The organism is Lysinibacillus sp. KCTC 33748 (assembly GCF_002237755.1).
Classification (GTDB): Bacteria; Bacillota; Bacilli; order Bacillales_A; family Planococcaceae; genus Lysinibacillus.
Genome location: NZ_MWSJ01000018.1, coordinates 66138 through 91238, shown reverse-complemented (window position 1 = coordinate 91238; position 25101 = coordinate 66138). Strand labels below are relative to the sequence as shown.

The 25101-nt window shown below is 38.2% G+C and carries 26 protein-coding genes; 6 read left to right on the top strand and 20 right to left on the bottom strand.

Annotated features, from left to right (window positions below; genetic code table 11):
* Positions 1–276: 276 nt before the first annotated feature.
* Both spoIIP and gpr read right to left on the bottom strand, forming a co-directional pair.
* The gene (gene spoIIP / locus B1B04_RS18580) at positions 277–1122 is read right to left on the bottom strand and encodes a stage II sporulation protein P (RefSeq protein ID WP_240518340.1); all 846 of its coding nucleotides are present in this window, start codon (positions 1120–1122) and stop codon (positions 277–279) included.
* Positions 1123–1174: 52 nt separating this feature from the next.
* Positions 1175–2191, bottom strand: coding sequence for a GPR endopeptidase (gene gpr, locus B1B04_RS18575; RefSeq protein ID WP_079562885.1), 1017 nt, complete (start codon positions 2189–2191; stop codon positions 1175–1177).
* A 162-nt stretch (positions 2192–2353) separates the two neighbouring features.
* Between gpr and rpsT the strand changes: the two genes are divergently transcribed.
* Complete coding sequence (gene rpsT, locus B1B04_RS18570; protein ID WP_079562884.1) at positions 2354–2602, top strand: 30S ribosomal protein S20; 249 nt, start codon at positions 2354–2356, stop codon at positions 2600–2602.
* 142 nt (positions 2603–2744) lie between these two features.
* Here rpsT and holA read toward each other — a convergent pair whose 3' ends face one another.
* Entirely contained in the window at positions 2745–3755 is a 1011-nt protein-coding gene (gene holA, locus B1B04_RS18565) for a DNA polymerase III subunit delta (RefSeq protein ID WP_079562883.1), read from the bottom strand.
* A gap of 164 nt (positions 3756–3919) precedes the next feature.
* Here holA and B1B04_RS18560 point away from each other — a divergent pair, with 164 nt between their 5' ends.
* Positions 3920–4057 (top strand): YqzM family protein, encoded by a 138-nt coding sequence (locus B1B04_RS18560; RefSeq protein WP_079562882.1) that lies wholly within the window; start codon positions 3920–3922, stop codon positions 4055–4057.
* Positions 4058–4107: 50 nt separating this feature from the next.
* Here the strand turns inward: B1B04_RS18560 and B1B04_RS18555 are convergent, their stop codons facing one another.
* The 3 genes from B1B04_RS18555 to B1B04_RS18545 all read right to left on the bottom strand — a co-directional run bounded on the left by B1B04_RS18555 (position 4108) and on the right by B1B04_RS18545 (position 8051).
* Positions 4108–6237, bottom strand: a complete 2130-nt coding sequence (locus B1B04_RS18555; protein ID WP_240518339.1) for a DNA internalization-related competence protein ComEC/Rec2 — start codon at positions 6235–6237, stop codon at positions 4108–4110.
* Positions 6238–6377: 140 nt separating this feature from the next.
* Positions 6378–6947, bottom strand: coding sequence for a ComE operon protein 2 (locus B1B04_RS18550; protein ID WP_079562880.1), 570 nt, complete (start codon positions 6945–6947; stop codon positions 6378–6380).
* 456 nt (positions 6948–7403) lie between these two features.
* Positions 7404–8051, bottom strand: coding sequence for a helix-hairpin-helix domain-containing protein (locus tag B1B04_RS18545; RefSeq protein WP_079562879.1), 648 nt, complete (start codon positions 8049–8051; stop codon positions 7404–7406).
* A 308-nt stretch (positions 8052–8359) separates the two neighbouring features.
* Between B1B04_RS18545 and B1B04_RS18540 the strand changes: the two genes are divergently transcribed.
* Positions 8360–9655 carry a methyltransferase domain-containing protein gene (locus B1B04_RS18540; RefSeq protein ID WP_079562878.1) on the top strand — a complete coding sequence of 432 codons (1296 nt, stop codon included), beginning with the start codon at positions 8360–8362 and terminating at the stop codon, positions 9653–9655.
* Complete coding sequence (locus tag B1B04_RS18535; protein WP_079562877.1) at positions 9652–12237, top strand: AAA family ATPase; 2586 nt, start codon at positions 9652–9654, stop codon at positions 12235–12237. Before B1B04_RS18540 ends, B1B04_RS18535 begins: the two co-directional genes overlap by 4 nt.
* A gap of 165 nt (positions 12238–12402) precedes the next feature.
* Here the strand turns inward: B1B04_RS18535 and B1B04_RS18530 are convergent, their stop codons facing one another.
* The 12 genes from B1B04_RS18530 to B1B04_RS18475 form a co-directional block, all read right to left on the bottom strand.
* Entirely contained in the window at positions 12403–13578 is a 1176-nt protein-coding gene (locus B1B04_RS18530; protein WP_170939015.1) for a DUF4085 family protein, read from the bottom strand.
* A gap of 405 nt (positions 13579–13983) precedes the next feature.
* Positions 13984–14229, bottom strand: coding sequence for a toxin-antitoxin system TumE family protein (locus tag B1B04_RS26740; RefSeq protein WP_481817191.1), 246 nt, complete (start codon positions 14227–14229; stop codon positions 13984–13986).
* 39 nt (positions 14230–14268) lie between these two features.
* A complete protein-coding gene (locus B1B04_RS18520) occupies positions 14269–14841 on the bottom strand; it encodes a helix-turn-helix domain-containing protein (protein WP_079562874.1) in 573 nt (190 codons plus the stop codon).
* A 198-nt stretch (positions 14842–15039) separates the two neighbouring features.
* Positions 15040–15780 (bottom strand): class I SAM-dependent DNA methyltransferase, encoded by a 741-nt coding sequence (locus tag B1B04_RS18515; RefSeq protein ID WP_240518338.1) that lies wholly within the window; start codon positions 15778–15780, stop codon positions 15040–15042.
* Positions 15781–15782: 2 nt separating this feature from the next.
* A complete protein-coding gene (rsfS, locus tag B1B04_RS18510) occupies positions 15783–16127 on the bottom strand; it encodes a ribosome silencing factor (protein WP_079562872.1) in 345 nt (114 codons plus the stop codon).
* Positions 16124–16696, bottom strand: coding sequence for a bis(5'-nucleosyl)-tetraphosphatase (symmetrical) YqeK (gene yqeK, locus B1B04_RS18505; RefSeq protein WP_079562871.1), 573 nt, complete (start codon positions 16694–16696; stop codon positions 16124–16126). Before yqeK ends, rsfS begins: the two co-directional genes overlap by 4 nt.
* A complete protein-coding gene (locus tag B1B04_RS18500; protein ID WP_079562870.1) occupies positions 16665–17255 on the bottom strand; it encodes a nicotinate-nucleotide adenylyltransferase in 591 nt (196 codons plus the stop codon). The genes yqeK and B1B04_RS18500 overlap by 32 nt, the downstream gene beginning before the upstream one ends.
* Positions 17256–17264: 9 nt before the next feature.
* Entirely contained in the window at positions 17265–17567 is a 303-nt protein-coding gene (gene yhbY, locus B1B04_RS18495) for a ribosome assembly RNA-binding protein YhbY (RefSeq protein ID WP_079562869.1), read from the bottom strand.
* Positions 17568–17572: 5 nt separating this feature from the next.
* On the bottom strand, positions 17573–18403 hold the full coding sequence (gene aroE, locus B1B04_RS18490) for a shikimate dehydrogenase (protein ID WP_079562868.1): 831 nt from the start codon (positions 18401–18403) through the stop codon (positions 17573–17575).
* A 30-nt stretch (positions 18404–18433) separates the two neighbouring features.
* A complete protein-coding gene (gene yqeH, locus B1B04_RS18485) occupies positions 18434–19537 on the bottom strand; it encodes a ribosome biogenesis GTPase YqeH (protein ID WP_079562867.1) in 1104 nt (367 codons plus the stop codon).
* Complete coding sequence (locus tag B1B04_RS18480) at positions 19534–20055, bottom strand: YqeG family HAD IIIA-type phosphatase (RefSeq protein WP_079562866.1); 522 nt, start codon at positions 20053–20055, stop codon at positions 19534–19536. Before B1B04_RS18480 ends, yqeH begins: the two co-directional genes overlap by 4 nt.
* A 36-nt stretch (positions 20056–20091) precedes the next feature.
* A complete protein-coding gene (locus B1B04_RS18475) occupies positions 20092–20874 on the bottom strand; it encodes a phosphatidylserine decarboxylase (protein ID WP_079562865.1) in 783 nt (260 codons plus the stop codon).
* A 136-nt stretch (positions 20875–21010) separates the two neighbouring features.
* Between B1B04_RS18475 and pssA the strand changes: the two genes are divergently transcribed.
* Both pssA and sigK read left to right on the top strand, forming a co-directional pair.
* Positions 21011–21511 carry a CDP-diacylglycerol--serine O-phosphatidyltransferase gene (pssA, locus tag B1B04_RS18470; RefSeq protein WP_079562895.1) on the top strand — a complete coding sequence of 167 codons (501 nt, stop codon included), beginning with the start codon at positions 21011–21013 and terminating at the stop codon, positions 21509–21511.
* Positions 21512–21598: 87 nt separating this feature from the next.
* Complete coding sequence (sigK, locus tag B1B04_RS18465) at positions 21599–22306, top strand: RNA polymerase sporulation sigma factor SigK (RefSeq protein WP_049667745.1); 708 nt, start codon at positions 21599–21601, stop codon at positions 22304–22306.
* Positions 22307–22771: 465 nt separating this feature from the next.
* Here the strand turns inward: sigK and mtnN are convergent, their stop codons facing one another.
* Both mtnN and B1B04_RS18455 read right to left on the bottom strand, forming a co-directional pair.
* A complete protein-coding gene (mtnN, locus tag B1B04_RS18460) occupies positions 22772–23464 on the bottom strand; it encodes a 5'-methylthioadenosine/S-adenosylhomocysteine nucleosidase (protein WP_079562864.1) in 693 nt (230 codons plus the stop codon).
* Positions 23465–24004: 540 nt separating this feature from the next.
* The gene (locus B1B04_RS18455) at positions 24005–24652 is read right to left on the bottom strand and encodes a YrrS family protein (RefSeq protein ID WP_079562863.1); all 648 of its coding nucleotides are present in this window, start codon (positions 24650–24652) and stop codon (positions 24005–24007) included.
* Between the last annotated feature and the right edge of the window lie 449 nt (positions 24653–25101).

Sequence of the window (25101 nt, the reverse complement as noted above, 5' to 3'; positions counted from 1 at the left end):
AAGGTTCATTTTCCCCATAAAAAAAGCATCTCCAAAAAGGTAGATGCTTTAAAAGCGTATTTCGCCTATTGCATATGCCGCAAAACTTTTACAATTCAAAGTCAAATCTTTATGTGCTGACTCGAAAATTATAAGGCAAGAAACGAATAATTAAAAGGCTTAACCTCTATTTTTCCTAAAAAAATTTCTAGCATTTTTGTAAACAATTATTATTTTTAAAAATATTAAATGTAACCTAATTGGCAAAAATAGAGACTATTATGATATTCTCTAATATTATTGTTTTTCTGTAACGAAAGATTTTGCTATAGCTTTCCCTATTACAGCAATTGTACGATTCAATTCTTCTTCTGTATTGTCAATTCCACCTATTTCGATTAAAATCATTTCTTTTGTTAAATCTTGATTATAACGTCCATCCACATTGTCACCACTTTTTGATATAACACCTCTAGAAATTTTCGGCACGATTTCATTCATTGTAGCTGATAAACTTTCTGCATACGCAGTATTCCATCTATAATTTTTATGCTCTGCACCAATGACAATTGCAATCCGTGCATATGATTCGTTATTATGAGTTATCGTTGTCGCATTTTTCCTGGCAGAATCTCGATGCAAATCAATCACTAAATCGTAGGATTGCTCTTGTAAACGTTTTGCTAAATAAGGACGTACAACGTTGTAAGCTGCCGGAAAAAGTTTTTTCTGACGTTTTAATTCCTTCATCACATCAACATCTAAAACGTCCGTTTGTATACCGTTCATACTAAAATGCTTAGAAATAGTATCTTTTAAATTAAAAATATTTGTTTTTTCATCATAAACTGCCGCTTTCCCGCTAACAGCTTGCACCATTGGTTGATATGATTCCTGTGAATGCGTAAATACTAACAATACTTTAAATGGATCTTTTATTTCCTCTTTAGTTTCCTCTTTTGTCTCCTCTAGGACACTTTGTTCAGGTAAATTAGTAGCGGCAAACACGACTGGTTTATCCTCTGGCTCTTTAATCGGAGTCGATGCTTGCTTGTTGAACGGAAGTTGCCCAGCAATGACAGGTAATACGAAGAAGAACAATAATAAACCAAATGACCACTGTAGTTTTTTTAGCAAAGTCACACCCTCCTCCCCTTATCGTATGGAGAGGATGTGCCTTTTAGAACGGAAAAAATTATAGATTATTTGCCCAATTCATAAGCATAGATGATATGAGTTTTGCATAATTATCTATCCAATAATCGGCTTCTTTTGGAGTAACCATCAGCTGTTTATGCGAGCCTGCGAAAGTCTCTGCAAACAATTGCTGACGCTCTTCTTTAGACCACGTAGCCCATTCACCAAAAATCGGCTGTACTAAAGACATGTCTAGTTCTTTATTTATATCTGGTTGCCAAGAAGACAATGACAATTTTGATGAAGGGTTACTCCGCTCTGACACTCGTGCAGCTATAGAGCGTAGCATTACCTCTACAGCATCGGCAATTAATACAGGTGCATCAACTACTGTAGGGATACCAATTGCAGTAACAGGAATGCCTAACATCTCATATGAGATCTCCTTACGCTTATTTCCTACGCCTGAACCAGGGTGTATCCCTGTATCCGTTAATTGAATTGTTTTACATAAGCGATCACTAGCTCTTGTTGCAAGTGCGTCTACAACAATAATTAATTTTGGCTTTAAACGTTCAGCTATGGCCGCCACAAATTCACCAGTTTCATAGCCTGTTTGCCCCGTTACACCAGGCGCATACATGACGAACTTTTCATCAATTACATCTAAACTATGCAAATGATCAATAAGATATGGTCCTATAGCATCTGGTGTAATTGTACGATTACCTAGACCAATAATTAATATTTTGTCATCTTCTTTCCATGACATGGATTCATGCATTTTTTTAAAATTCCCAAGCAATTCTTTCTCAAGCTGCTCAAATCCATCTCGATCTTCTAACGTCAAAGTAGGCACAGAGAGAGTAATGTACTGCCCCTTCTTTTTCCCAATTTGCTGCTCGCCTTCTGCACTTACTACTACATCAGTAATTTTTACCCGACCAGCATTCCGATCTTCAATTTGAATACCACTCGACTCTTCAAGCGTTTCTTTTTGTTCTTTCGTTTGATGTAATACAACCTCTTCAGATTCATCGATTAAATCTGTACGTTGCCAATTAAAATTTTGCATACAGTTCACCTCAACTGTAGTTTGTTCAAACTGTCAAGTAAATATTCTTTGCATTTATCTATTGCAATTTGGCCAAGCGTTTGTTAAAATGATTTTTGTTGTATTGACACAAGAAATCAATGAGAAGATATCATCTCGTACCTATTTTAGGAGGTGAAACATATGCCAAACATTAAATCTGCGATTAAACGCGTAAAAGTTAACGAAAAAGCTAACGCTGCTAACACTAAAGCTAAATCTGCAATGCGTACTACAGTGAAAAAAGCTGAAAACGCTGTTGCTGCTAAAGCTGAAAACACACAAGAACTTTTACAAGCAGCTTACAAATCTTTAGATAAAGCAGCTTCAAAAGGACTTATCCACAAAAACGCGGCGGCTCGTAAAAAGTCTCGCCTTGCTAAAAAAGCGTAATTGTTGTAAAAGATCAGTATACTCTATTAAGAGTTGCTGATCTTTTTATTTATAAGAAAAATCAATTACGCCTAAAAGAGCTGCCCATATCGCTTCGGACAGCTCATCAATAGTTGTTTTTATTCTACACAACCGTTATCCCTTAAAGTCGGCGAAGTAAGAAGAGTTCTAAAAAACGCTCACGATTGCCTCCTGTTGATTTCAGTTGTAAATCGACCTCTGCTAACTGATATAAAGCCTTCAATAAGCTTTCCTCTGACGGACGATTACGCTGCTCAACCATTAACTTGACACGATAAGGATGTATTTTTAAATTTTTTGCGATTTGCTGTGGATGATAACCCTTTTTTAATAAATAAAAGACATTGGACATCGTACGCACATTTGATGCAAGTAATCCAACAAGCATGATAGGCTCTTGCTTTTGACGTAGTAAATCGTGATAAATAGACAATGCTCCAACAGAATCGTTTGCAAAGTAAGCATTTAACATTTTAAAGGCATCCTGCTCTAATGTTTTTGCTACTAAATCCTCGACTAGCGTGGCAGTTATTTCACCACCATCTCCAACATAAATAGTCAGCTTCTCAATTTCCATTTGCAACTGTAGCATATTTGGTCCAACCATTGCGACAAGCTGCTCAATCGCATTTTGTTTTATGCTGTTGCCTTCTGCTTTCACTATACTTTGTATCCACACTGCTAAGTCCTGTTCCTTTGGAGTTTCAGCTTGGACTAATAACGCATGCTCCTTCATCATCTTTGTCACTTTTTTACGTTCATCCAATTTCTCATACGGCGCGATAAATACTGTTACTGAAAAATCAGAAGGGTTAGCGAGCCATGATTCTAAACGCTTTATATCATGGTCAATTTTTTCTTTTCCCTTTTCTGTTGCCTTTAAAAAAGATGCGTTTTTAGCAATAATAAGCTTTCGCTCAGAGAAAAAAGGAATGGTATCTGCTTCATCTATAACGACATCTACTGGCATTTCTTCCAAATCAAATGTTGACATCTCGATCTCTTCTTCGGACCCTATCGCTTCTTTTAACCGTTTAACTGTTTCGTCTATAAAATAGCTTTCTTCACCAACGAGTAAATAAACTGGTGAGAGCTGTCCTTTTTTAATATTATTCCAAACCGTTGAAATCATAATTTTCCCTCCATGTAGCAATACTACTAGTATACATGATTTTTATTCCTCTGTGACTTTGACCGAATTGTGTCGATTCCTTGCCATATGGCAAATTCTCCGTTTCTTTATAGCTTTTATGAAATTGATGTCTTATAATAAATAACAGAATTGGAGGGATAACAATGAATCCATTTGAAGGAAAAAACATACAATGTAGCCGTAACGATGCAACCGATTCTGGAGTTGGCTTCGGTGTATCATTTGGGATGTTTACGCTTATGTTTCTTATCGCAATTATAGTAGAAGTAGCATCTAGATAATTAATTTTATGTCTAGGAAAAGACCTTGCTCATTGGACAAGGTCTTTTTCCTATTGCACAGACCAACTATTTTTACGAATTCTTACTTCAATCGTCCCATCTATTCCAGTTGTTAATGTAGATAAATGTCGACTTGTAAAACGCTCCACAATCTCTTCATTTGGATGACGGTAACGATTATTGAGCCCAGCGCTGAAAATGGTTAGTTCGGGCCGTAACAGCTCTACAAACGGCTCAATACTTGATGTTTTACTACCATGGTGCCCGGCCTTCAACAATGCCATATCCGCTAACTGCTTGTTGTAAAGTTGAAGAAGCTCCTGTTCGCCATGCTCCTCTAAGTCACCTGTTAACAATGCTCGAAATGAGCCCTGTTGCATATATAAAACGATTGAATCATCATTGCCCTCATATAGAGTGTCTCGAGGCCATAAATAATGAAAACTAGTGTTTCCGATGCGCCACGCTGTTCCCTGCATTTTTTCTTTCACAGGAACTCTTTTCTTTTTGGCTTCCATCAGTAAATCCCGCATTACTGGCTTGTCCATTGAACCAGGGGTGAGGTGAATTTCATGCATGTTAATCTCTTGCAAAATCTCTTCAGCGCCCTCTACGTGATCAGCATCGGCATGAGTGGCGATAAAAATATCAATGTTTCGTATCCCTTTTCCTTTCAAAAACGGTACAACAACTTGCCACCCGACCTCATATGGACTTTCTGACGTCTTCCATATATCCTGCTGCTCAAAGCGTAGTAAGCCACCGGAATCAATGACATACACAGCCTTTCTAAACGGTAATTCAATAACTGTACAATCACCTTGACCAACATTTAAAAAAGTCAGTTTAGTTTCGCTAAACAGCATCGGCAAAAAATGAATACATAATGCAGGAATGAAGATCACAACTGCAAATTTACCATACTGTTTTATCTCGATAAAATAGAGGCCTGCTAATACACTTATTAACGCCACGCAAATAAGCCATATAGCAGGCTTCCCTGGCGACCACAGCTGAAACGGCAAATCCTGAAGATATAAAATAAACTTCGTAAGCCAAACACGGAGCGGCTCGTACAAATCAAATAAAGCTTTTGCTACTGGCATTGATAGTATTGTTATAACAAACATGGTCATATTAAAAGGCAGAATGACAAAGGAAAACAGTGGTACAAAAATAATATTTGCTAGAAATGAAGAAATAGAAATTTCATAAAAATGATGGAGCAATAATGGATAAACAAGAAGCTGGCACACGAATGTAATGAAAAATAAGCGGATTAACCAGTTCGCGAAAAGTCTAAAAATGACAGCTGAATAGACGAGACTAACCGCTGCTAAATATGACAATTGAAAGCCAATCTGATAAATGACACCTGGCTCAAGAAGAACAAAACAAATAAAGCTAATGGCTAGTGCATCATCAATAGATACGTGCCACCTAAAGTACCGCATTAACATGATTAATTCTACGACAGATACTGCACGCCATACGGAAGGAGCACCTCCAGCTATCACCCCATATATAGGTAAGATAATGAGTAACACTAAGGTCGCTATTTCCGTCCTTACGCCTATACGTAGAAGACCTTCAAAAAACAACCATGTTACGAACGCCACATGTAAACCTGAGATAGCAAATATATGTGTGATGCCAAGCTTTTGATAAGCTCTTTGAAGATTATGGTCGACTTGATCCTGCAATCCTATTAGAAGTGATTGTGCCTCTGCAACTAGCGACTTCGGGAATGTTATTTCAATATGTTTTTTCATATAGTGTCTCTGTTTAGCAAGAAACGAACGAATGGATTTTTTCTCTTCTATAAAGGTCCAGTTTGAAACTTCATATATTCCCCTAGCACCTTTACTGATTAAATATTTTTCCATAGAAAACGCATACTCATGTGCAGGTGAAAGGGGTGCTATTAGTTCTCCTTGAACAAGATAGGTCCTACCTGTCAATGACATAGTTTCATAAAAGCGTTTCTCATCTTCTGACGAAAAAGTATAGACGACATACAGCTTCTCATCTGTTTCAGTTTTTACAAAGCCTCTGAGCTTTTGACCATTTATTTTATATTCGCTCGACCAAGTTATTGGGAATGTTGACGGTAGAGGGGAAGAACCCGTCAGTTGGAATGTAATGATGAAGAAATAGGAAAGAAATCCAAAGACAATCACAAGCGCTGAAATTAAACGTATTTCACCTTTCCATTTAATCCAGAATGCGAAAAGTAGAAGAACGGCAAGTAGCCAAGCTGACTTGTGTGCCGCTATTGAAGCAACAAGTACAGCTAGTGCTACATAAATCCATTTATGCTTTAAAGCTTTTTGCCAAATAATGAACTCACCTTCTGTTCATATGGAAGCAATTTTTCTGCTGGCATACCACTTTCACGAAGTTCGTTTAGCATGTTTATGTACAAGGCTAATTTTTCGTCGCTTAAGAAGTCGATTTTACGTTCATCAAACGGAACGTGTACTACCTCTACACCTGCTTTTTCAAATAACTCTTGTGCATAAGGGTTATTTTTATAATCCGTAGCGTAATACACACGTTCAATCCCTGCTTGAATAATAGATTTCGTACATGGTAGACATGGGAAATGTGTAACATATAAGTCTGCACCTTTTGTAGGCGTCCCATATTTAGCACATTGTAGTAGTGCATTCATTTCAGCATGCACTGTGCGCACACAATGGTTATCAACCACATAGCAACCATTTTCTATACAATGTTCATCACCTGTAATTGAGCCATTATAGCCACCTGCAATAATTCGCTTATCTCTAACGACAGTTGCTCCTACTGCAAGCCTTGTACATGTACTACGTAATGCGAGTAAATGGCTTTGCGCCATGAAAAATTGATCCCAAGTAATTCGCTCCATATGACTACCTCCGAAATTTTACTTATATTGTTTATTTACGCTGTGCTTTTATTGCAACAGTCCTTTTCTACTATAGTGTAGCCCTTTTTGAAAAGAGTCGTCAATATCTCAAAACTTACTGCCGTTACAGGTGTGTTAATTAACCATTCTTATCCACTCTAATTAATTAGAAGGCACTGATTTCCGCTACGAGCTACCGCTTCGCTTTCGCACAAAGCAAGGCTTCCTGCGGACGAGCGTCGAGCCGCTTCCTCCGCTAGGTTGCTTTCGCTGCGTTAGCACTACGCCTTCGCACGGAAAACATTCGCTCCGTGTAGGTCTCGTCTGTCTCGCTTCCCTGCTGGAGTCGGGTAGCCCTACGCTACAATCAGTTGAAAATGGGAATATATTAGCAAAATAGCAACAAAAAAATATCTTTTATCGACCTATTTTTCCAAATAAACATACCTGCTACCATTACTTAACTGTAATAAAATCCTTCAGTTTCTCAAATGTTTTGTCGCCAATACCACTCACTTTTTTTAAATCCTCAATTGTTTTAAAGCCACCATTTTCCTCACGGTACGAAATAATGCTTTGTGCCTTTGATGGACCAATACCTGATAATGTCGTAAGCATTGCTTCATCTGCTTTATTTAAATTGACCTTTTGCTCTTTCATACCGTTGTCGCCTTGTGAAGTTCCACTAGTAGGCATCGTCAAAATAGATGAGGTAATCTCGTCTAGCTTTTCACCCTTTTGAGGAATGTAAATAACCATTTCATCCTCAACTTTTTGCGCATGATTAATGAGTTGCGTATCAGCATCCTGGGTATAGCCACCTGCAAGATGTACGGCATCTATAATGCGTTTATCAGGCTGTAACTCATAGACACCAGGATACATAACAGCACCCTTTATATCAACAAACACCTGCTGTATGACCGCTTCATCAACAGATTCTTTTATTTCATGTTGTTCAATAGGTTGGATTGTTTCGATGAGCTCTTCTTGGGGAGGTGAAGAGTCAGAACTCGAAAAAAAGAAGTAACTAAGTCCACTGATAACAAGTATGCCGGGGATCAACATACTTTTTTTAAACTTTTGCCAAAAAGATTGGATCATCAACTAACATCCTTTCCTTTGCAAAAGGTAATCATATGGAGTCTATTTCATCTTACAATATCATTCATGCGTTGAAAAGATAAATTATCTATTAAGACAAAAACGAAGATATCCCTACCCTTTGCTTATTATGACACTGACATAATGATGTGAAATCATGTTATTATTGGAATCATAAAGGCTCACCATCCGAACGGAAATCAACTAATTTACAGCGCATATATTTAAAAAATTGTCATCTACCACTTTTGGTGATGAGCCACAATAAAAAAGACCCATTATGCCTTTGTACTGAATGGAGGAAGAATATGCAGCTAACAATACAGGCAAAGGGAGAAAATGTGAAAGCTATCTCCTACTTACTATCAAAAAATCCGAATAATTTATATGAACGGCGTGTAAAAGATCATTTAGTTCGACTTGTTTATCATGAGCTTTCTGAAACAAGCCTTGTTGTGACAATATTTGTTACACCAAATGCACTCGCACTTGTTCAAAATGACAATGCACTTGATATTACACATTATATTAATGACCGTGAATTCGCCGCTAGTAGTATTTTTTTATCCCTTATCCGTTCTGCTTTAGGTACTGCGTTAAATGGCAAACCAAAAGAACAATATATTGAATGGGTAGCTCAAACATTTTCATTTTCATTTGAATTCGGTCCAATCGCTTCTGCTATGACAAATGAAAAGATAAATGAATTGTTTCAGCCTCTTGGATACACTGTCAACATCGAAGCTTTGTCTAACGACCATCGCGCGCGTTTTCTCACATTATCTGCGGACATTACGCTACAACAAGCTCTACAGCATCTCTTTGTACTGATCCCTGTTTTAGATGATTATAAGCACTACTTTATCGATGAATTGGAAGTTGATAAGCTTAAACGATTCGGAGAAGGCTGGTTAGATACACATCCAATGAAAGAATTTATTTATAAAAAAGCTCTACGCTTCTCCCATTTATATGATGGAAACACAGCACCACAAAATGTAACGCGGTCACTCAATACATTGCGCTACGAAAAAATTGTTGAAACCATTAAAAATCTACCTCGAAGATCATTAATTGTTGATTTTGGTTCTGGTGAAGGAAAGCTTTCAAGTTTACTTGCCTACGTCAAAGGAGTTGACGAGTTGCTTGCGGTTGAACCAAGTGAAGCTGCAATGAAAAAAGCAATCAAGCGTTTTGAAGGCTTAGAGGATGCATTTGTAACCCCAAAAGCTACATGGGGCTCGCTATTTTATTACGATGCACGATTAGTACATAAAGACGTCATTGTTTTATGTGAAGTCATTGAACATATTAATGAGGAACGATTACCTAAAATAATGGAGTTGCTTTTAACACAATATAGTCCTCAAACATTAATTGTGACAACACCAAATGCTGAATACAATGCTGTTTACAAATTAGATGAAATGCGTCATGATGATCACCGATTTGAATGGACACGCAAACAATTTCAAGAGTGGTGTCATGCGATGAGTCGCAATGAACAATATGAGCTTTCATTTACTGGCATCGGCGATCAACATGATATTTACGGACAACCTACCCAAATGTGCATTTATACGAAAAAGGAGGAGAATGTATGAACATCAAGATTCCACATGCAGGGATTGTTCTGCTAATTGGTCCATCCAATAGTGGAAAATCTACTCTTTTACAACAATGGGTTAATACAGGTATGCTTTCTCCTTCTGAAATTATTAGCTCTGATGTTTATCGGACACTTGTTTCAGATACAGATTATATCGATTTTCAACATCATTCGAAGGAAGAAGCAGATTTATTGTATGATGAATATTTCGCTATTTCAGCACAAGCCTTTGCAGTTATGGAACGCGTATTAGAGGCTAGAAGCTCATTAAATAAATGTACCTTTGTTGATGCTACACATTTACAATCAGAGGAACGTCAAAAATATATTTCGCTTGGGAAAAAGCTACATGTTCCGGTTAGTGCAATTGTGTTGGACATTCCTCTTGATGAATTGTTACATCGAGATACTTTGCGCAAAGACCCAAGAGGTAGTAAACGTATTAAACAGCAGGCACGCTTATTAAAAGCAGAAAAACGATTTATTAAAAAAGAGTCGTTTGCTAAAACCTATATTGTGACCGAGACGGATGGACTAACATTATCAAAACAAAAGTCACCGCTACTGTTAAATGTAGAGGCTGGGCTTGATATTATTGGTGATATTCATGCCTGCTTTGATGAATTTATTGAATTACTTGGTAAGCTAGGCTACGAAGAAAATGAGGAAGGTTACTATATTCATCCACAAGGTCGACGCTTTATTTCAGTTGGTGATATTATGAGCCGAGGACCAAAATCGATCGCAACAATGGACTTTTTTGAGCGCCATATAGAGCGTGGGCTTGCCTATATGACTGACAGTAATCATGGCTGGAAGATCGCTCGTTGGTTAGATGGACGCAAAGTAACATTACATCATGGAGATGAGCTAGTTGAAGCTGAATTTAACGTTTATGAAGAAGATTTCGGAGCGGAGAAAACAAATGCCTTAAAAGCTCGTCTCGCAAAATGTTTACTTGCTGCTCCCTCTCACTATTTGTTAGTGAATAATGGCATTTCTTCAGCTGTAGTTACACACGCAGGTATCCGTGACCGTTATATAGGCAAACAATCGACAAGAATTTCTGATTTCTGTCGTTACGGAAATGTTCAGGGGCAAGATAAATCTGGAAAACCTATTCGTAATGATTGGTTTATAGAGCATCAAACATCACAGTTTATTATTTGGGGGCATGATCCTAAAATTCAGCCGTTAAAGCAAAATAATACGTTGAATATTGATCAAGGAGTTGTTTTTGGGGGGCAGCTAACTGCTTTTCGCTATCCTGAAAAGACTATTGAGTTTGTGAAGGCGTATAAAAACTATGCCGGTATCGAACGAAATCCTCTACTTGAGGCAAAAGCTCAACGTTTTACACCACCAAACATCGGAGCATTTTTAGAAGGATTCACAGTGGAAACTGCCTACTTTAACAATGTACAAATAGGCGGTGCTCATGCAAAAGCAGCGATCGACAGTATTTCTCATTATGCACTGCCGTTAGAACAGCTAGTTTATATTCCACCAACGATGAGCCCAACACCACAAACATCTTCGTTAGCAGATACGTTGGAACACCCTTCTGAGGCATTTGCTTATTATAAAAAGCACGGTGTCCAGACAATGATTGCCGAGAAGAAACATATGGGCAGTCGCGCTGTTCTTTTATTGTTTAAAGATGCGCTTATTGCAAAGGAATACGTTGATACAGAAACACTTGGTATCATTACAACTAGAGCAGGAAGACGGTTTTTCGATAAAGAGACGGAACAAAAAATTTTGCAACAACTTCATACAGAATTAATAGAGAAAAATTATTTCGAACAGTTTAATACAAATTTCGTACTACTCGATGCAGAAATTTTACCTTGGAACTTAAAAGCGCAACAATTAATCGATCAACAGTATACACATGTAGCTGAGCAAGCATTAATGGACCGTACAAAGCTTATGGAGAAACTACGTGACACAGTACAAATCGATGTTTCACAATGGCTTCAGGAGTATAAGGGGTTACTTGAAAATGCACAACGATTTTCAACTGTTTACCAAAATTATTGTTGGGATGTCCAGGATGCTTCATCTATTCAAATTGCACCCTTCCATGTATTAGCACATAGTTCGGAAACGTTTTTCCATAAACCGCATATATGGCATATGGAAATGAATCGACTATTTGCCAAAAATTCAACACTATTTATTGAGACAGCGTTTAAAGTCATTACGGATGAAGCTTCTGAACAAGAGATTATTACTTGGTGGGAGGAAATGACTACTGCTGGTCATGAAGGTATTGTTATTAAACCTGAAATTTTTGTCACAAAATATAATGGCAAGCTCATTCAGCCCGCGATTAAAGTACGTGGTCGTGAGTATTTACGAATTATTTATGGTATGGACTATTTAGAGCCTTCACATTTAACGAAACTGAAGGAACGTAATCCAAATAAAAAAATGAAGCATGCATTGCGTGAATTCGCACTCGGACTAGAAGGAATAGAACGTTTTGTTAAAGGTGAATCGACTGCCCGCATTCATGAATGTGTACTCGGGACGCTAGCACTCGAAAGTGATCCTGTCGACCCTAGACTTTAGTAAAGATCGCCATGCATGGGTGAGCACAATGTGTTGCTTTCTCAAACATTTTGGTGAAGAACTCTTTTTCTGACGTTCTATCCGTCACTTTTATTTTTTTAGTCATAATGTAAAAAGTGCCACACTGCATATTGGACAGTGTGGCACTTTTACTTTCTACACGCGTTATTCTGTTAAGATGTCATTAAATTTCACTTGGAGCTCAGCCGTTAAGATTCCCTCATTGTAAAAATGGCGAATAAATACATTTTGCATCATATCATCCTCTTGTGCGGGATTCATCTGCATTAATATATGATTAATCTTCTCCGCGAGCTGTACTGGATTGGCATACATCGTATTCCATGCGCGCACCTTTAACTCTAAATCTATACCGAGGGCCGCCTCCTCCAAGTCCTGTATAGGTACTGGCTCACTAAAATGTGCATACGGATCTTCATATGTATCTGTATGTAAAAAATGAATACAATCATCTAATTTGTCTCCCACACGTATTGTATCTACAAAAACGCCTTGGTCATTTTCATATAGATTGCTATTTTCTAAAATTAAAAACGGTGCGTGTCGCTGAATCCCGATTACTCTTTTTTTAAATTGAGGTGTAATAAAGATTAAGCCATGCCCTAGCTGCAATGTTTGAACGTATGTAGAAAAATTACCGTTTTCAGCAAAATCACTATATGTTTTTGGGCGATAATAAAATTCAACGTCTAACTCCTCTGCTTCAATCGTCCATTCCACTTCTGGACAATCAAAAATAACACGTAGTGCCATTCCATTCGCTGTTTTTCTGAGCTCATCATAAATATAAAACTGCTCTTGTTTTAATTGACCTACCTCACTTAAAATATTGTTAAACGTTAGAGAGATGATTGATTTTGCAGTAAAGCCCCCTGCCATATCAAATGTTAATTCAACTTGAGTATCATTACGTTGAATACTAACTACTGTTGCATCATGAAGGCTTTGTTCAAAGACCTCTCTCTCCTTCGGTTTCATATAAGCTAACGTTTTCTGCTTTTCCTCATATGCCGCATCGAGAATATTTTCAAATAGCTGCTCCTGTTCATTTCTCCATCCTAAAAAATCTTCTCGTATATGTTTAGGAACATCTGGTGTATTCAACGTACTATCTAAAATATATGTATGAAATCGCAGTGGTAAATAGTTCATTAAACTATCGCGTATTACATCTAACTCTTGCTTCTTTTCCTTATATGGATCAATATCATTTTCCTTTGCATAGGCAAGGTAATCTGTCCATTCCTCATCTGATTCGTAAATAAATAGTCTCATCGCATTTTCATATGCTTTTTTATCTTGCATTGTTAAGTGCCACATAATTTCAGCTCCTTTAATTGAGTAGTTAGAAAAAATACTCTTACAATTATTTCGTTTATTTAGCATGCAATGTATTCTGAATCGAAAATGAATTATCTCTTATTCTTTTGCAGTTTTCTGTTCACTTTCGTGACAAACTCAATTGTTGTAATCAGGATTTTCATTAAAGAACTTATTGGTAGCCCTTCGGTTATAGCATTATTAAAAGAAGCGGTTGTATGCATAGACACAAACCACTTCTTAACATTTTCTTTATTTTCAGAATTCTTATTACAACATCTTACTATCGTACGGTTTATTTTCACGAATAAACTCTTCCACAACGGTTAACACGCTCTCTAAATCTCTTATTGTCCAATTATCCTGCAATTGTGCCCTATCCCCTGGTACTTTTGAGCACTTCTGTTAGCATGTGGGCGGAACAAAATGGTGCTCATTTTCCCAGGCACTGATATGACCAGGTTTCTTTCTATTTCTTTCCCATGAATAGCGGTATTGTATTTTATTGTCACTTTTATCAAACCACTCACGAACCCTAAGTTGGGTTTCGCTATAAAAACCGCTAAGAAAGTAGAATGTAATTTTAATTACTGTATTGTCTGGATTAATAGGATCATCTTCAACTAATAAATCTGTAGGTTGACGTAAGATTGGATTAAAGCGAGTTAATATGGCGCATAATCAGTTAATTTAGGCATTTGTACCTTTCTTAGCCTGTATTTGCTTTAATAAAGCATTTTTCTGCACTATATACCCCTTCCAATCAAAAACGTCTACAGCCTCATCTAATCCATCAATTAGGCTATCACTTTTATTTCCATACAGATGTTCAAACTCTCCGCCATATTCAATTTCATATTCAGTTATTCTACCTTGGATAACCTCCAACTTTTCTTCCAGTGTTTGGGCTCTACTATTTTTCTCTTGGTGTATCCGTTGCATTTCAAACGATGTAACTGGATCGGACCATAATTTAAGTGCAACTCTAGGAATTTTTTTAACGTTGTTAATTATTTTATATTCTAGACCATTATTTAGATACTTATAAATAGTTGGCTTTGAAACCCCTAAATATTCTGCTGCTTGCTCAGTAGAGACTAACTCGGCTATATCGTAATCATAATCTATATATCCGCAATCTGTCGTTTCTAAAAACAATTTTTCAAATGCCAACTTAACAGCACTTAACTCATTTGTTTTCTGATTTTTTTCATCCAATAGTTCTAATACTTGATCAAAAACTAGCTTGATTGTGTCCGACATGAATTTTTCAGCTGGCTTTAATTTCGTTTCTCTTAATTGAATATATCGAACTGATTCTGAAAATGTATCAGGGATAGAATCCCCAAGAGAATATTATTCGCCACTTCAAAATCGATATTACAATTCTGTTTTCTAGTAAAGAATTTGTTCACAAAGCAAAAAACAGCTCGCTGGTCAGTTTACCAGCAAGCTGTTCTTCTATTTTACCGCACGGATAAAAATGCGTTCACTTTCATATTCAGGACCTTCATCAGTAAAATCAGCTGTTACTTCTACATGCTTAAAGCCAATTTCCTGAAGCCATGCCATATACTGATCGATTGAGAACGTGCGCTGATTATGCTCCTCGTCGAAGCGTTCATACAAATCACTCGCAGCATCACGCACATAAAACGTCATTTGGTGGACAATGGAATGTTCAAAATCTCCAGGCTCCGTATGCCATACATAGCTAATGTCACCATCGTCATACGTAAACGGACCGTCTAAAAATATATCATTCATTTTAAATAACGAATGTACATCAAAAAACAGTTGGCCTTCATCTCGTAAAGCACCATGAATACGTTCTAATGTTGAATAAACAGCTTTTTCGTCCATTACATAATTCAACGAATCAATAGCAATCGTTACAACGTCAAGCGCACCAAAGCCATCTAATTCATCCATCGACATACAATAGAGAGGCACATGTAATCCTGCATCAGCAAAGCGCTCTGCAGCAATGGAGAGCATACTTTCCGATAAATCAACCCCACTCACCTTGTAGCCTGCCTGCGCGAACAACAAGCTAAGCACGCCTGTACCGCAGCCGATATCTAAAAGATTCTGATATTGAGTGCTCGGTGCATGCTGCAAAACCCATCCTACATAACGTTCATAAGGGATATCCGTTTGCAACTCGTCATACACGTGTGCAAATCGTTCGTAGCTACTCACACTTAAGCCTCTGGTATGTCTAATTGCGGTGCATCGCCCCATAGACGTTCTAAATTATAATAAGCACGTTCATCTTTGTGGAATACATGCGCTACAACATCTCCAAGATCCACAAGAACCCAGCGTGCTGCATCGAAGCCTTCTACACGACGAATTTCATAGCCCTCTTTTACTGCTACCTCTTGTAATTCACGTGCGATTGCTTGCACTTGGCGATCAGAATTACCATGAGCAATAATAAAGTAATCTGCTAAAAGTGAAATGCCCTCCATATTCAAAACGACAATATCCTCACCGTGTTTGTCGTCAATTGCTTTGTAAGCTGATTGTAATAAAGTTGAAGTCATCCTTCACTGTCCTCTCTTTTCATCATATCGTTGTAACATTCTATTGATAATGGATAAATTGGTTGTTTTGTGTCAATTAAAAATGCCAATGTATGGCGTACACAAGCGCTCATCACTTTATCCAAATTTTTCTTTGCTTTTTTTCGCAGACGATCAACACCATCAAATTTACGATTCGGTTCGATCATATCTGCAACAAAAATAATTTTTTCTAAACGGCTCATGCCCACGCGTCCTGTTGTATGAAAACGAATAGCATTTAACATATCCTCATCAACAATGCCAAATTCGCTTTCTGCAATATAAGCACCTACTGGACCATGTAGTAATTCACTACCCCAACCAATAAGGCGAGCATCTAATTTTTCATCAAGGACGATTTGCTCCATCCATTCAATATCTGCATATTTCGCAATATCGTGAAGGATGGCTGCTATTTCAGCCTTTTTTTCATCCTCACCATAAAATTTCGCTAGCTCAATGGCAGTTTCCATTACACCAATGGTATGAATATAGCGCTTCTCAGGCATGCGTGGCTTAATCGCCGCTAGGTACTGTTCGCGTTCCATAAAGACCTTCCTCTCGTATGAACGTCTCTACCGCTTCTGGCAGTAAAAAAGTAACCGTTCCTCCAGTAGCAAGGCGTTCACGAAGCAGTGTGGACGATAAATCGATTTGGGGAGCTTCCACCATTAGTATAGGATACTCTGTTGTGGCCTCTGTTCCTGGACGCTTTACTCCTACAAATTGCACAAGCTTCACTAATTCATCAATACAGTACCATGAATGAAGCGAATCAATCATGTCGCCGCCAATGATAAAGTAAAATTTCACATTAGGCTCTCTTGTACACATCGCAGAAAGTGTCTTATATGAATAGGATACGCCACCCTTATCCACCTCATACGACTCCACAGAAAAATACGGATATGGACTTATTGCACGCCTCACCATTTCAAGGCGCTCCACATCACTAGCATCATGACGTGCAAACTTATGTGGTGGTAATGCATTGGGCATAAAGCGAACTTCATCAAGATCTAAAGCATGAAGTACTTCATTAGCCATCATTAAATGTCCAATATGCGGTGGATTAAATGTACCTCCCAGTAAACCGACCTTTTTCATCGTTTCACCTTATTTCGCTGCTTTTGGTAATGCAATCTTTTTATGATTACGTGACTCTTTATATAAAACAACTGTTAGTCCAATTAATTGTACAAGCTCTGCATGAGCACCTTTAGCAAGTGCTTCTGCCACTTCATGCTTGTCTTCTTCACAGTTATCTAAAATACGTACCTTAATCAACTCTCTAACTTCTAATGCTTCACGAATTTGCTTTGTCATTTCGTCACTAACGCCGCCTTTTCCTACTTGGAAAATTGGTGTTAAATGATGTGCTTCTGCACGTAAAAAACGTTTTTGTTTACCTGTTAACATAAAAATTAATATCCTCCTAATTGCACCTTTAGTTGGGCAATCATTGAATTTGTATTCGGGTATTCACCAAGCCAATGCTCAAAAGCAATAGCCCCTTGATGAACAAACATTCCAAGACCCGTAACGACGGTTGCTCCTTTTTCATCAGCCGCTTTTAAAAAAGGCGTCATTAATGGATTATACACAATATCGGCCACAATTGCGCCTTCTGCAAGTTGTTCTAATGAAAATGGCATTGAAAAATTGCCCGTAGCAAGGCCTGCCGATGTCATTTGCACTAAAATGCCGAAATCAGCTAATGATTCTTCCGCATCTGCTAAAGAAATAGCATTACCTATACCCATTTCATCGACAATTGCCTTTGCGTTTGCCACTGTGCGATTGGCAATGGTTAAATTCGTATAACCTTGCTGCTGCATTGCAAAAGCAATGCCACGAGCAGCACCGCCCGCACCAATCAGAAGAACTGGCTTGTCTTTATGTGACTTGCTAACCGCCTCTTCAAGCGAGCGCACAAAACCAACACCGTCTGTATTGTATCCCTTTAATTTTCCTTCTTTTGTACGGACAACCGTATTGACAGCTCCCATTTTTTCTGCCAACTCATCTAGCTCATCTAAATAAGGAATGATCGCTGTTTTATGTGGAATTGTAACGTTCCAACCACTTGCACCTAATGTTTTTAGACCAGCAACCGCTGCCTCCAAATTTTCAGAAGATACACGTACTGGAATATATGTCGCATCTATCGACAGTTCCTCGAACCAAGCATTATGCATCGCAGGGGATTTTGAATGCTCGATCGGATCACCAATAACCGCAAACCATTTCTTCATTTCCTAGTCCCTCTTCTCTACTTGTACAACTTAAATTAGTGATGGGCGAATAGAAACTTGTACACCCTTTGGTGCATAAGCTGCTACAACTACATCAGCATGCTGAACAGTAATCCACCCAAGACCTGAGAATACAACATCTGTTTTCGCTTCTTTGATTGAGAACTCATGACGCACTAATGGCGGTAGTTGTTCAATAAATTCAGCAGTTGGAGGTGCAAGCAACTCCCCCTTATGTTCTGCATACAATGTATCTGCCTTCTCAAGCTTTGTACGGTGGATTGGTAAGTCATTTGCTACATGTACCGTAAATGCGGAACGATCTCCTTGAATAAAGTCAAAACGAGCAAGGGCACCAATAAATAATGTTTGTCCTGCATTTTGTTGATACACTTTTGGCTTTATTTCTTTTTTAGGCATAATATATTTTAATTCGCTAGCGTCAATATGGTGCGCCATCTGATGATGATTAATAATTCCTGGTGTATCATATAATGAGCTTCCATCATCTAGTGGAATTTCAATCATATCTAAAGTTGTACCTGGGAAATGAGAAGTTGTAATTACTTCACCTTCACCCGTAGCCTGCTTGATAATGCGATTAATGAACGTGGATTTCCCAACATTTGTACAGCCTACAACGTAAACATTTTGTCCATTTCGGTACTCATCAATGGCTTCCATCGCTTCAGCCATCCCTTTTCCTTTATGAGCACTTACTAAAAGTACATCAACAGGTTGTAGACCTAGAGCCTTTGCTTCACGTTTTAGCCAATTAATCACTTTTTTCGGTTTCACAGATTTCGGTAATAGATCGGCCTTATTCGCGATTAATAACACAGGATTTTTTCCAACGAAGCGGTGCAGTCCTGGTAGCCAGCTCCCATTGAAGTCGAAAATATCAACAATTTTTACGATTAAGCCTTGCTGAGTTCCAAGACCGTTTAAAATACGTAAAAAGTCGTCATCTGTTAATGACACTGGTTGAATTTCATTATAATTTTTCAAACGGAAGCAACGTTGGCAAATGACCACGTCTTTTTCTAATGATGATGGGGGTGCATACCCAACTGCTGTTTTATCTTCTGTTTGAATTGTTGTACCACAGCCAATACAATTTGGCATTTCGTTCATTCTTTTTCCTCCCAAGTACTGATTCCTTTTCGTTTTAAAGTATTGAACACACGGCGTTCAATAAATCGATTGAATTTTGTTACGAGCCCATCTGATTGTGCAACCGGCTTTACTAGTACCGTATGCAAGCCTAGACGATTTGCGCCCATTACATCTGTTAGTAGTTGGTCTCCTACCATTACTACTTCCTGTGGTCGTAGCCCCAATTGAATAATGGCGCTATAAAAGGCATTACGAAGTGGCTTTCTCGCCTTATGAATATAAGGAATACCTAATGGCTCAGCAAACTGCTTAACACGTGCTTCTTTGTTATTCGACGCAATAATAACACGAATGCCAGATTCTTTCATAATGCGAAGCCAAACAATAAGCTCTTCCGTTGCATCTGCACGGTCCCATTCCACAAGCGTATTATCTAAATCCGTAATAATCCCTTTAATACCTAAGTTTTGAAGCTTTTCCGGTGTAATTTCATAAATACTCGTGACAAATTCATTTGGTAATAAAAAATTATACAAAATAGCGACCCCTAATCTAAACGTATTATTCGACCATTATAGCATATTTGCGAAGGCTTCACCCATTTGAATTGGGCTTCCTTGTACAACATTTTCCGTAAATTCTATTGCATCCTTTTCAAACAGCATAACTACTGTTGAGCCAAATGAAAAATATCCGACTTCTTGACCCTTATGCCATTGTGTTGTTGTATTAGTGAGCACAATAGAGTTTACAAAGGTAGCGCCAACTTTAATAAACGCTATCTGTTGTTTATTCGCCACTTTCAGCTCCGTTACAGAACGATAATTGTGCGATATTGGCTTTTTACCGTATGAAAGACCGAGCTGATTAACAGGATAGGATTTTTGACCAAGTGTATACTGTCGTAGCACCTTTCCATCAATCGGGCTATGAATTCTGTGATAATCTGCCGGACTCAAGTAAAACACGATAAAATGCCCATCTGCATATTGTGAAGCACGTTCTGTATTGCCAAGTAAATCTTGTAATGAATAAGGTTTACCCTTTACAAGGAATGTCATATCCCATTCGATACGCCCAAACGATTCTACTTTGGCATCCACTGGACTCACATAAGTACTGGGATTTTGTTCAATTGGACGTGCATCTTCTAAAAGCTCTCTTGTAAAAAAATCATGTAAACTTGAAAATTGTTGTTGGTGTTTCGCAACCTCTTCAAGTTTAATATCGTATACTTTCATGTAACTAGGGATAATACGTTTACTCCACTTTGCTTTTGCAATAGATTGCAAAAGCTGGGAAGATTGCTTACCGTTTGTTAACTCAATCAAGCGTTGATATATTTTTTCTTTCATAAAACAAAACCCCTATCGATTAATTTAGACTGTCAATTTTTTCGCATTCGAAGTATAATGGTACAATATCTTAAGTGCAAAGGAGTGATCCCCCTTGTTTTTTTATCACAAGTTGGTGGATACCACGGTTAAGAAAATGAAATCGCAAGCAGCAAATTTTATCACAATCAGTAATATGTCTTTCGGCGGCGCGGCCATAATGACTACACTACATGAATACTATAGCTACAGTGTCTTGTTTATCTTTATCGCAGCCCTTCTTGATCGCTATGATGGGAAGGTGGCTAGAGCACTTGGACAAGTGTCTGATTTAGGTAAACAATTAGATTCTATGAGTGATATTATATCATTTGGTGTGGCACCTGCATTATTAATGTATAAAGTTGTCTTAGGCGACTTTGGTTTTGTCGGTATGACAATGACAGTATTGTATATTGTCTGTGGTGCGATGAGATTAGCCCGCTTCAACATTTCAGAAGCAAACGGCTATTTTACAGGGTTACCGATTACTGCGGCAGGTACAGTCTTAACTTTAACGTATTTCGCATCTAATACGTTCCACCCAGTATTTTATCTTTTCCTATTCCCAATACTAGCATTACTAATGATTAGTACAATCACGTTAAAAAAAGTGTAACAGCGCATTTGCTGTTGCACTTTTTTTCATTTAACACAGCTTTAAAACATATACTGTCGAAAAATGGGGAAAGGATGAAATCATTCAATGAGCGGAATTTTTACATCTATGTTGCAGTTATGGCTTGAGATCCCAGCATTACTTGGCTATTTAAAGGGGCAAACTTTCCATAAACCCTTTTCAAAAGAAGAGGAAGCTGCTTGTATTGAACGATTTTTAGGCGGTGATGAGCAAGCGCGTCTTGATCTAATTGAACGTAATATGAGACTTGTCGCACACGTTGTGAAAAAATTTCACCCAAAGCATGAGCAACTTGATGATTATATTTCCATCGGTACGATTGGTCTGATGAAAGCTGTAGAAAGTTATACGCCTGACAAAAAAACCCGTCTGGCCACTTATGCCGCCCGCTGTATCGAAAATGAAATTTTAATGCATCTGCGTACACAGAAAAAAGTGCAAAAAGATGTTTCCTTATTTGAGCCAATCGGTACAGATAAAGATGGTAATGCCCTACAAATCCGAGATCTCTTACAATGCGATGAAGAAAGTGCAACTGAAAAAATTGAACATAAAGAGCATGTTGCACAACTATATCACTATTTGCATATGCTCGACGAACGTGAGCTCGAAATCGTTACACTTCGTTATGGTCTTAACCAGCAGGATGCACTCACACAAAAGGAAATCGCTGCACGTTTAAATATTTCTCGTAGCTATGTATCTCGCATTGAAAAGCGAGCACTTATTAAACTCTATCAATTATATAAACGAGATCAAAAAATTATTGAGTAATATATTGTAAATTGATACTAATAATAATTCAATAAATACATGACATTATTCCGCAATGAATCTTGTATTTTTATCGGTACAAAAGGAGACATTTGTAGCTGACGCTTCGCTTTCGCTACGAAAACAATTGCTAAGATAAAGAAAGCCCTCTTGCGTCATTAAAATGTCGCAAGAGAGCTTTTTCTCTTAATGAATTTCAACAGATTCTGAAAGTTCTGCTGAAATAAGTGTACCGATTAACATTGTTATAATGACTACACCTGCTGTTAAAAATAGCATTATGCATGCCTCCCATCTGAATATGAAGAGATTTAATTAACAACAGTTTAGCATTCGTGCGACTTTTAAACTGTGATTTTCCTCACACTAAAAGGCACTCATTTTGACTTTTTTGTGTAGTTTATCCCGCAGATTGGTGAAACCTAATACTCAGGGGGATAAAGAAAACTCTGCTGATAATAGACTTTATAACGATTCGATAGCTTTTAGTACGATTTGTGTTGAATGCTTTGCAGCTACTGGTAAAAACTCATCGAAGCTAATATTCGATTCTTTTCCAGCAATATCTGATAAAGCACGAATAACAACAAACGGAGTACCAAATTGGTAACATACTTGTGCAACAGCTGCTGCTTCCATCTCTACTGCCTTCATTTGCGGGAAGTGACGACGGACTGCTTCTACACGAACAGGATCATTCATAAAAGCATCACCTGAGCAAATTAAACCAATACCATATTGGTGCTCTCCAACAGCCTCTACTGCCTCTTCAGCCACTTTCATAAGTTTTTCATCTGATTTATAAGCTGCTGGCATACCAGCCATTTGGCCCATTTCATAACCGAAAATCGTTACATCTACATCATGATGACGGACTTCATCTGAAATAACGATTGCGCCTACTTCAAGCTTTTCATCATAGCCTCCTGCAGAGCCCGTATTAATGACTACATCAGGTTTGAATTCATGTAATAGAATAGTAGTTGACATTGCGGCATTCACTTTACCAATACCACTTTTTAATAAAACTACCTCGTTGCCTTTGTAAGTTCCTGTTGTATATTCACTTCCTGCAATTGTTGTGCTTTTTGCATTCTCTATAGACGCTCGTAAAAGCTCTACTTCCTCTTCCATTGCGCCGATTACTGCGATTTTCATATCTACGTTACTTCCCTTCTTTATGCACTTCAAATCAATTATGCCTCGGCATAATTGCGTCCGGGAATCGGCTTTGTGCTTAGGCCTGCACGAGGGCCGACACGATGTCGGTCATTTCGGAAATGCCACAGGACGTGGCGTTTTTACCGATGCAGGTCAGCTAGCCGTTATCGCATGGATGCGATGATTTTAGGCTAACATCCTTTTTAAGCACTCCTTTCCGATTACCGCGACGTCCGCCGGAGGCTTTGGGCCAACAAATGTTTTCTGTGCGAAAGCGTAGTGCAACGTAGCGGCAGCAACATGAAGTTGGTCACTCAGTCGTGTGTTGTTGTTGTTGCTGTCGCTTCGCTTTCGCACAGTTAAAACCATGTTGCTGTCGCTTCGCTTTCGCACAGTTAAAACCATGTTGCTGTCGCTTCGCTTTCGCACAGTTAAATTGCCACAGGACGTGGCGTTCTTTGACTGAGCTCCTTTATATCAGCGGATGTTTGTACATCTGCTGATATAAGTTAAAAATAATAAAACGAGTTACTTTCGTCAATAGGCGCCATTTAATGTATTTAGTTGCTCAAGTTTGACTGGTAACCAGCCTTCGTTGTCGACCCACTCCATGCTGACACGGTACATTTGTGTCTTATCATTAGTTGAAACTGTTGCAATAGCCGAATTAGCGCCACCGTTATTTTGTAAACGCCAAATAATCATATTGTCCTTTTCGATGCCAGTAGCAGCTGTAACTGTGGCCACCTTTTCAGCCCAGTCTACAGATTTATCATCGTAAGAAGAAACATGCTGACCTGTTTGTGTTGTAGGTGTAGGCTTCCAGCTTTTATTGGTTACAACCTTATCAACATTTGGGTTGTCTGACGTGGTTTCAGTAGTAGCATCCTGTTCAGATGTTTGAGTTTCATCTGTAGGCTCTTTCTCTGTTTCCTCTTGAGCTGTTACATCATTATTTTTCTCTTTAGAAGGCTCTTCCTTCACGTCTTCTTTATCGTTCTTCTGCTCCTGTATTGGCTCGTCCTTCTCAACTTGCCCTGCATCATCCTGCCATTTAAACACAAATGTGGCTACTATAATAATTAATATCACGACAATACCAATTAATACATTCAATAGTTTATCTAGCTTTTTATTATGAGATGGCTGCAAATGACGACTGCTTCGAGTTTTTCGTTCACTCATGAAGTCTCCCCCTCTCTAGCCAATATTTTATCAAGTTCAACAGCACTTGCAAAATAATTATGCTCCTATTATATCATAGACAAAACCAAAGCCCTCTTAAGGTATTTATTGGATTTCGGCTATTAAATCAATTATGCAACGGCGTAATTGTGTACGGAATCGGCTTTAGGCCAACTTGACGTTGGTTATTCAGTCATATGTTGTTGTCGCTTCGCATTCGCACAGTTAAATTGCTACAATACTCCGCATTCATCTCGCAACCTATAAAAGTGGGATACTCCTGTATCTGTCGCTACAAATGCCTTTTGCTAAAAGAAGTAAAAACTCACATAGACGAAAGAATCAAGAACAGTATCGCCTTGGCGGTACTGTAGATACAATACATTGTGCTGGATGAAGATAAAAGCAGCTAGCTCTCTTTTACAAAGATAAGCTAACTGCTTGTACAA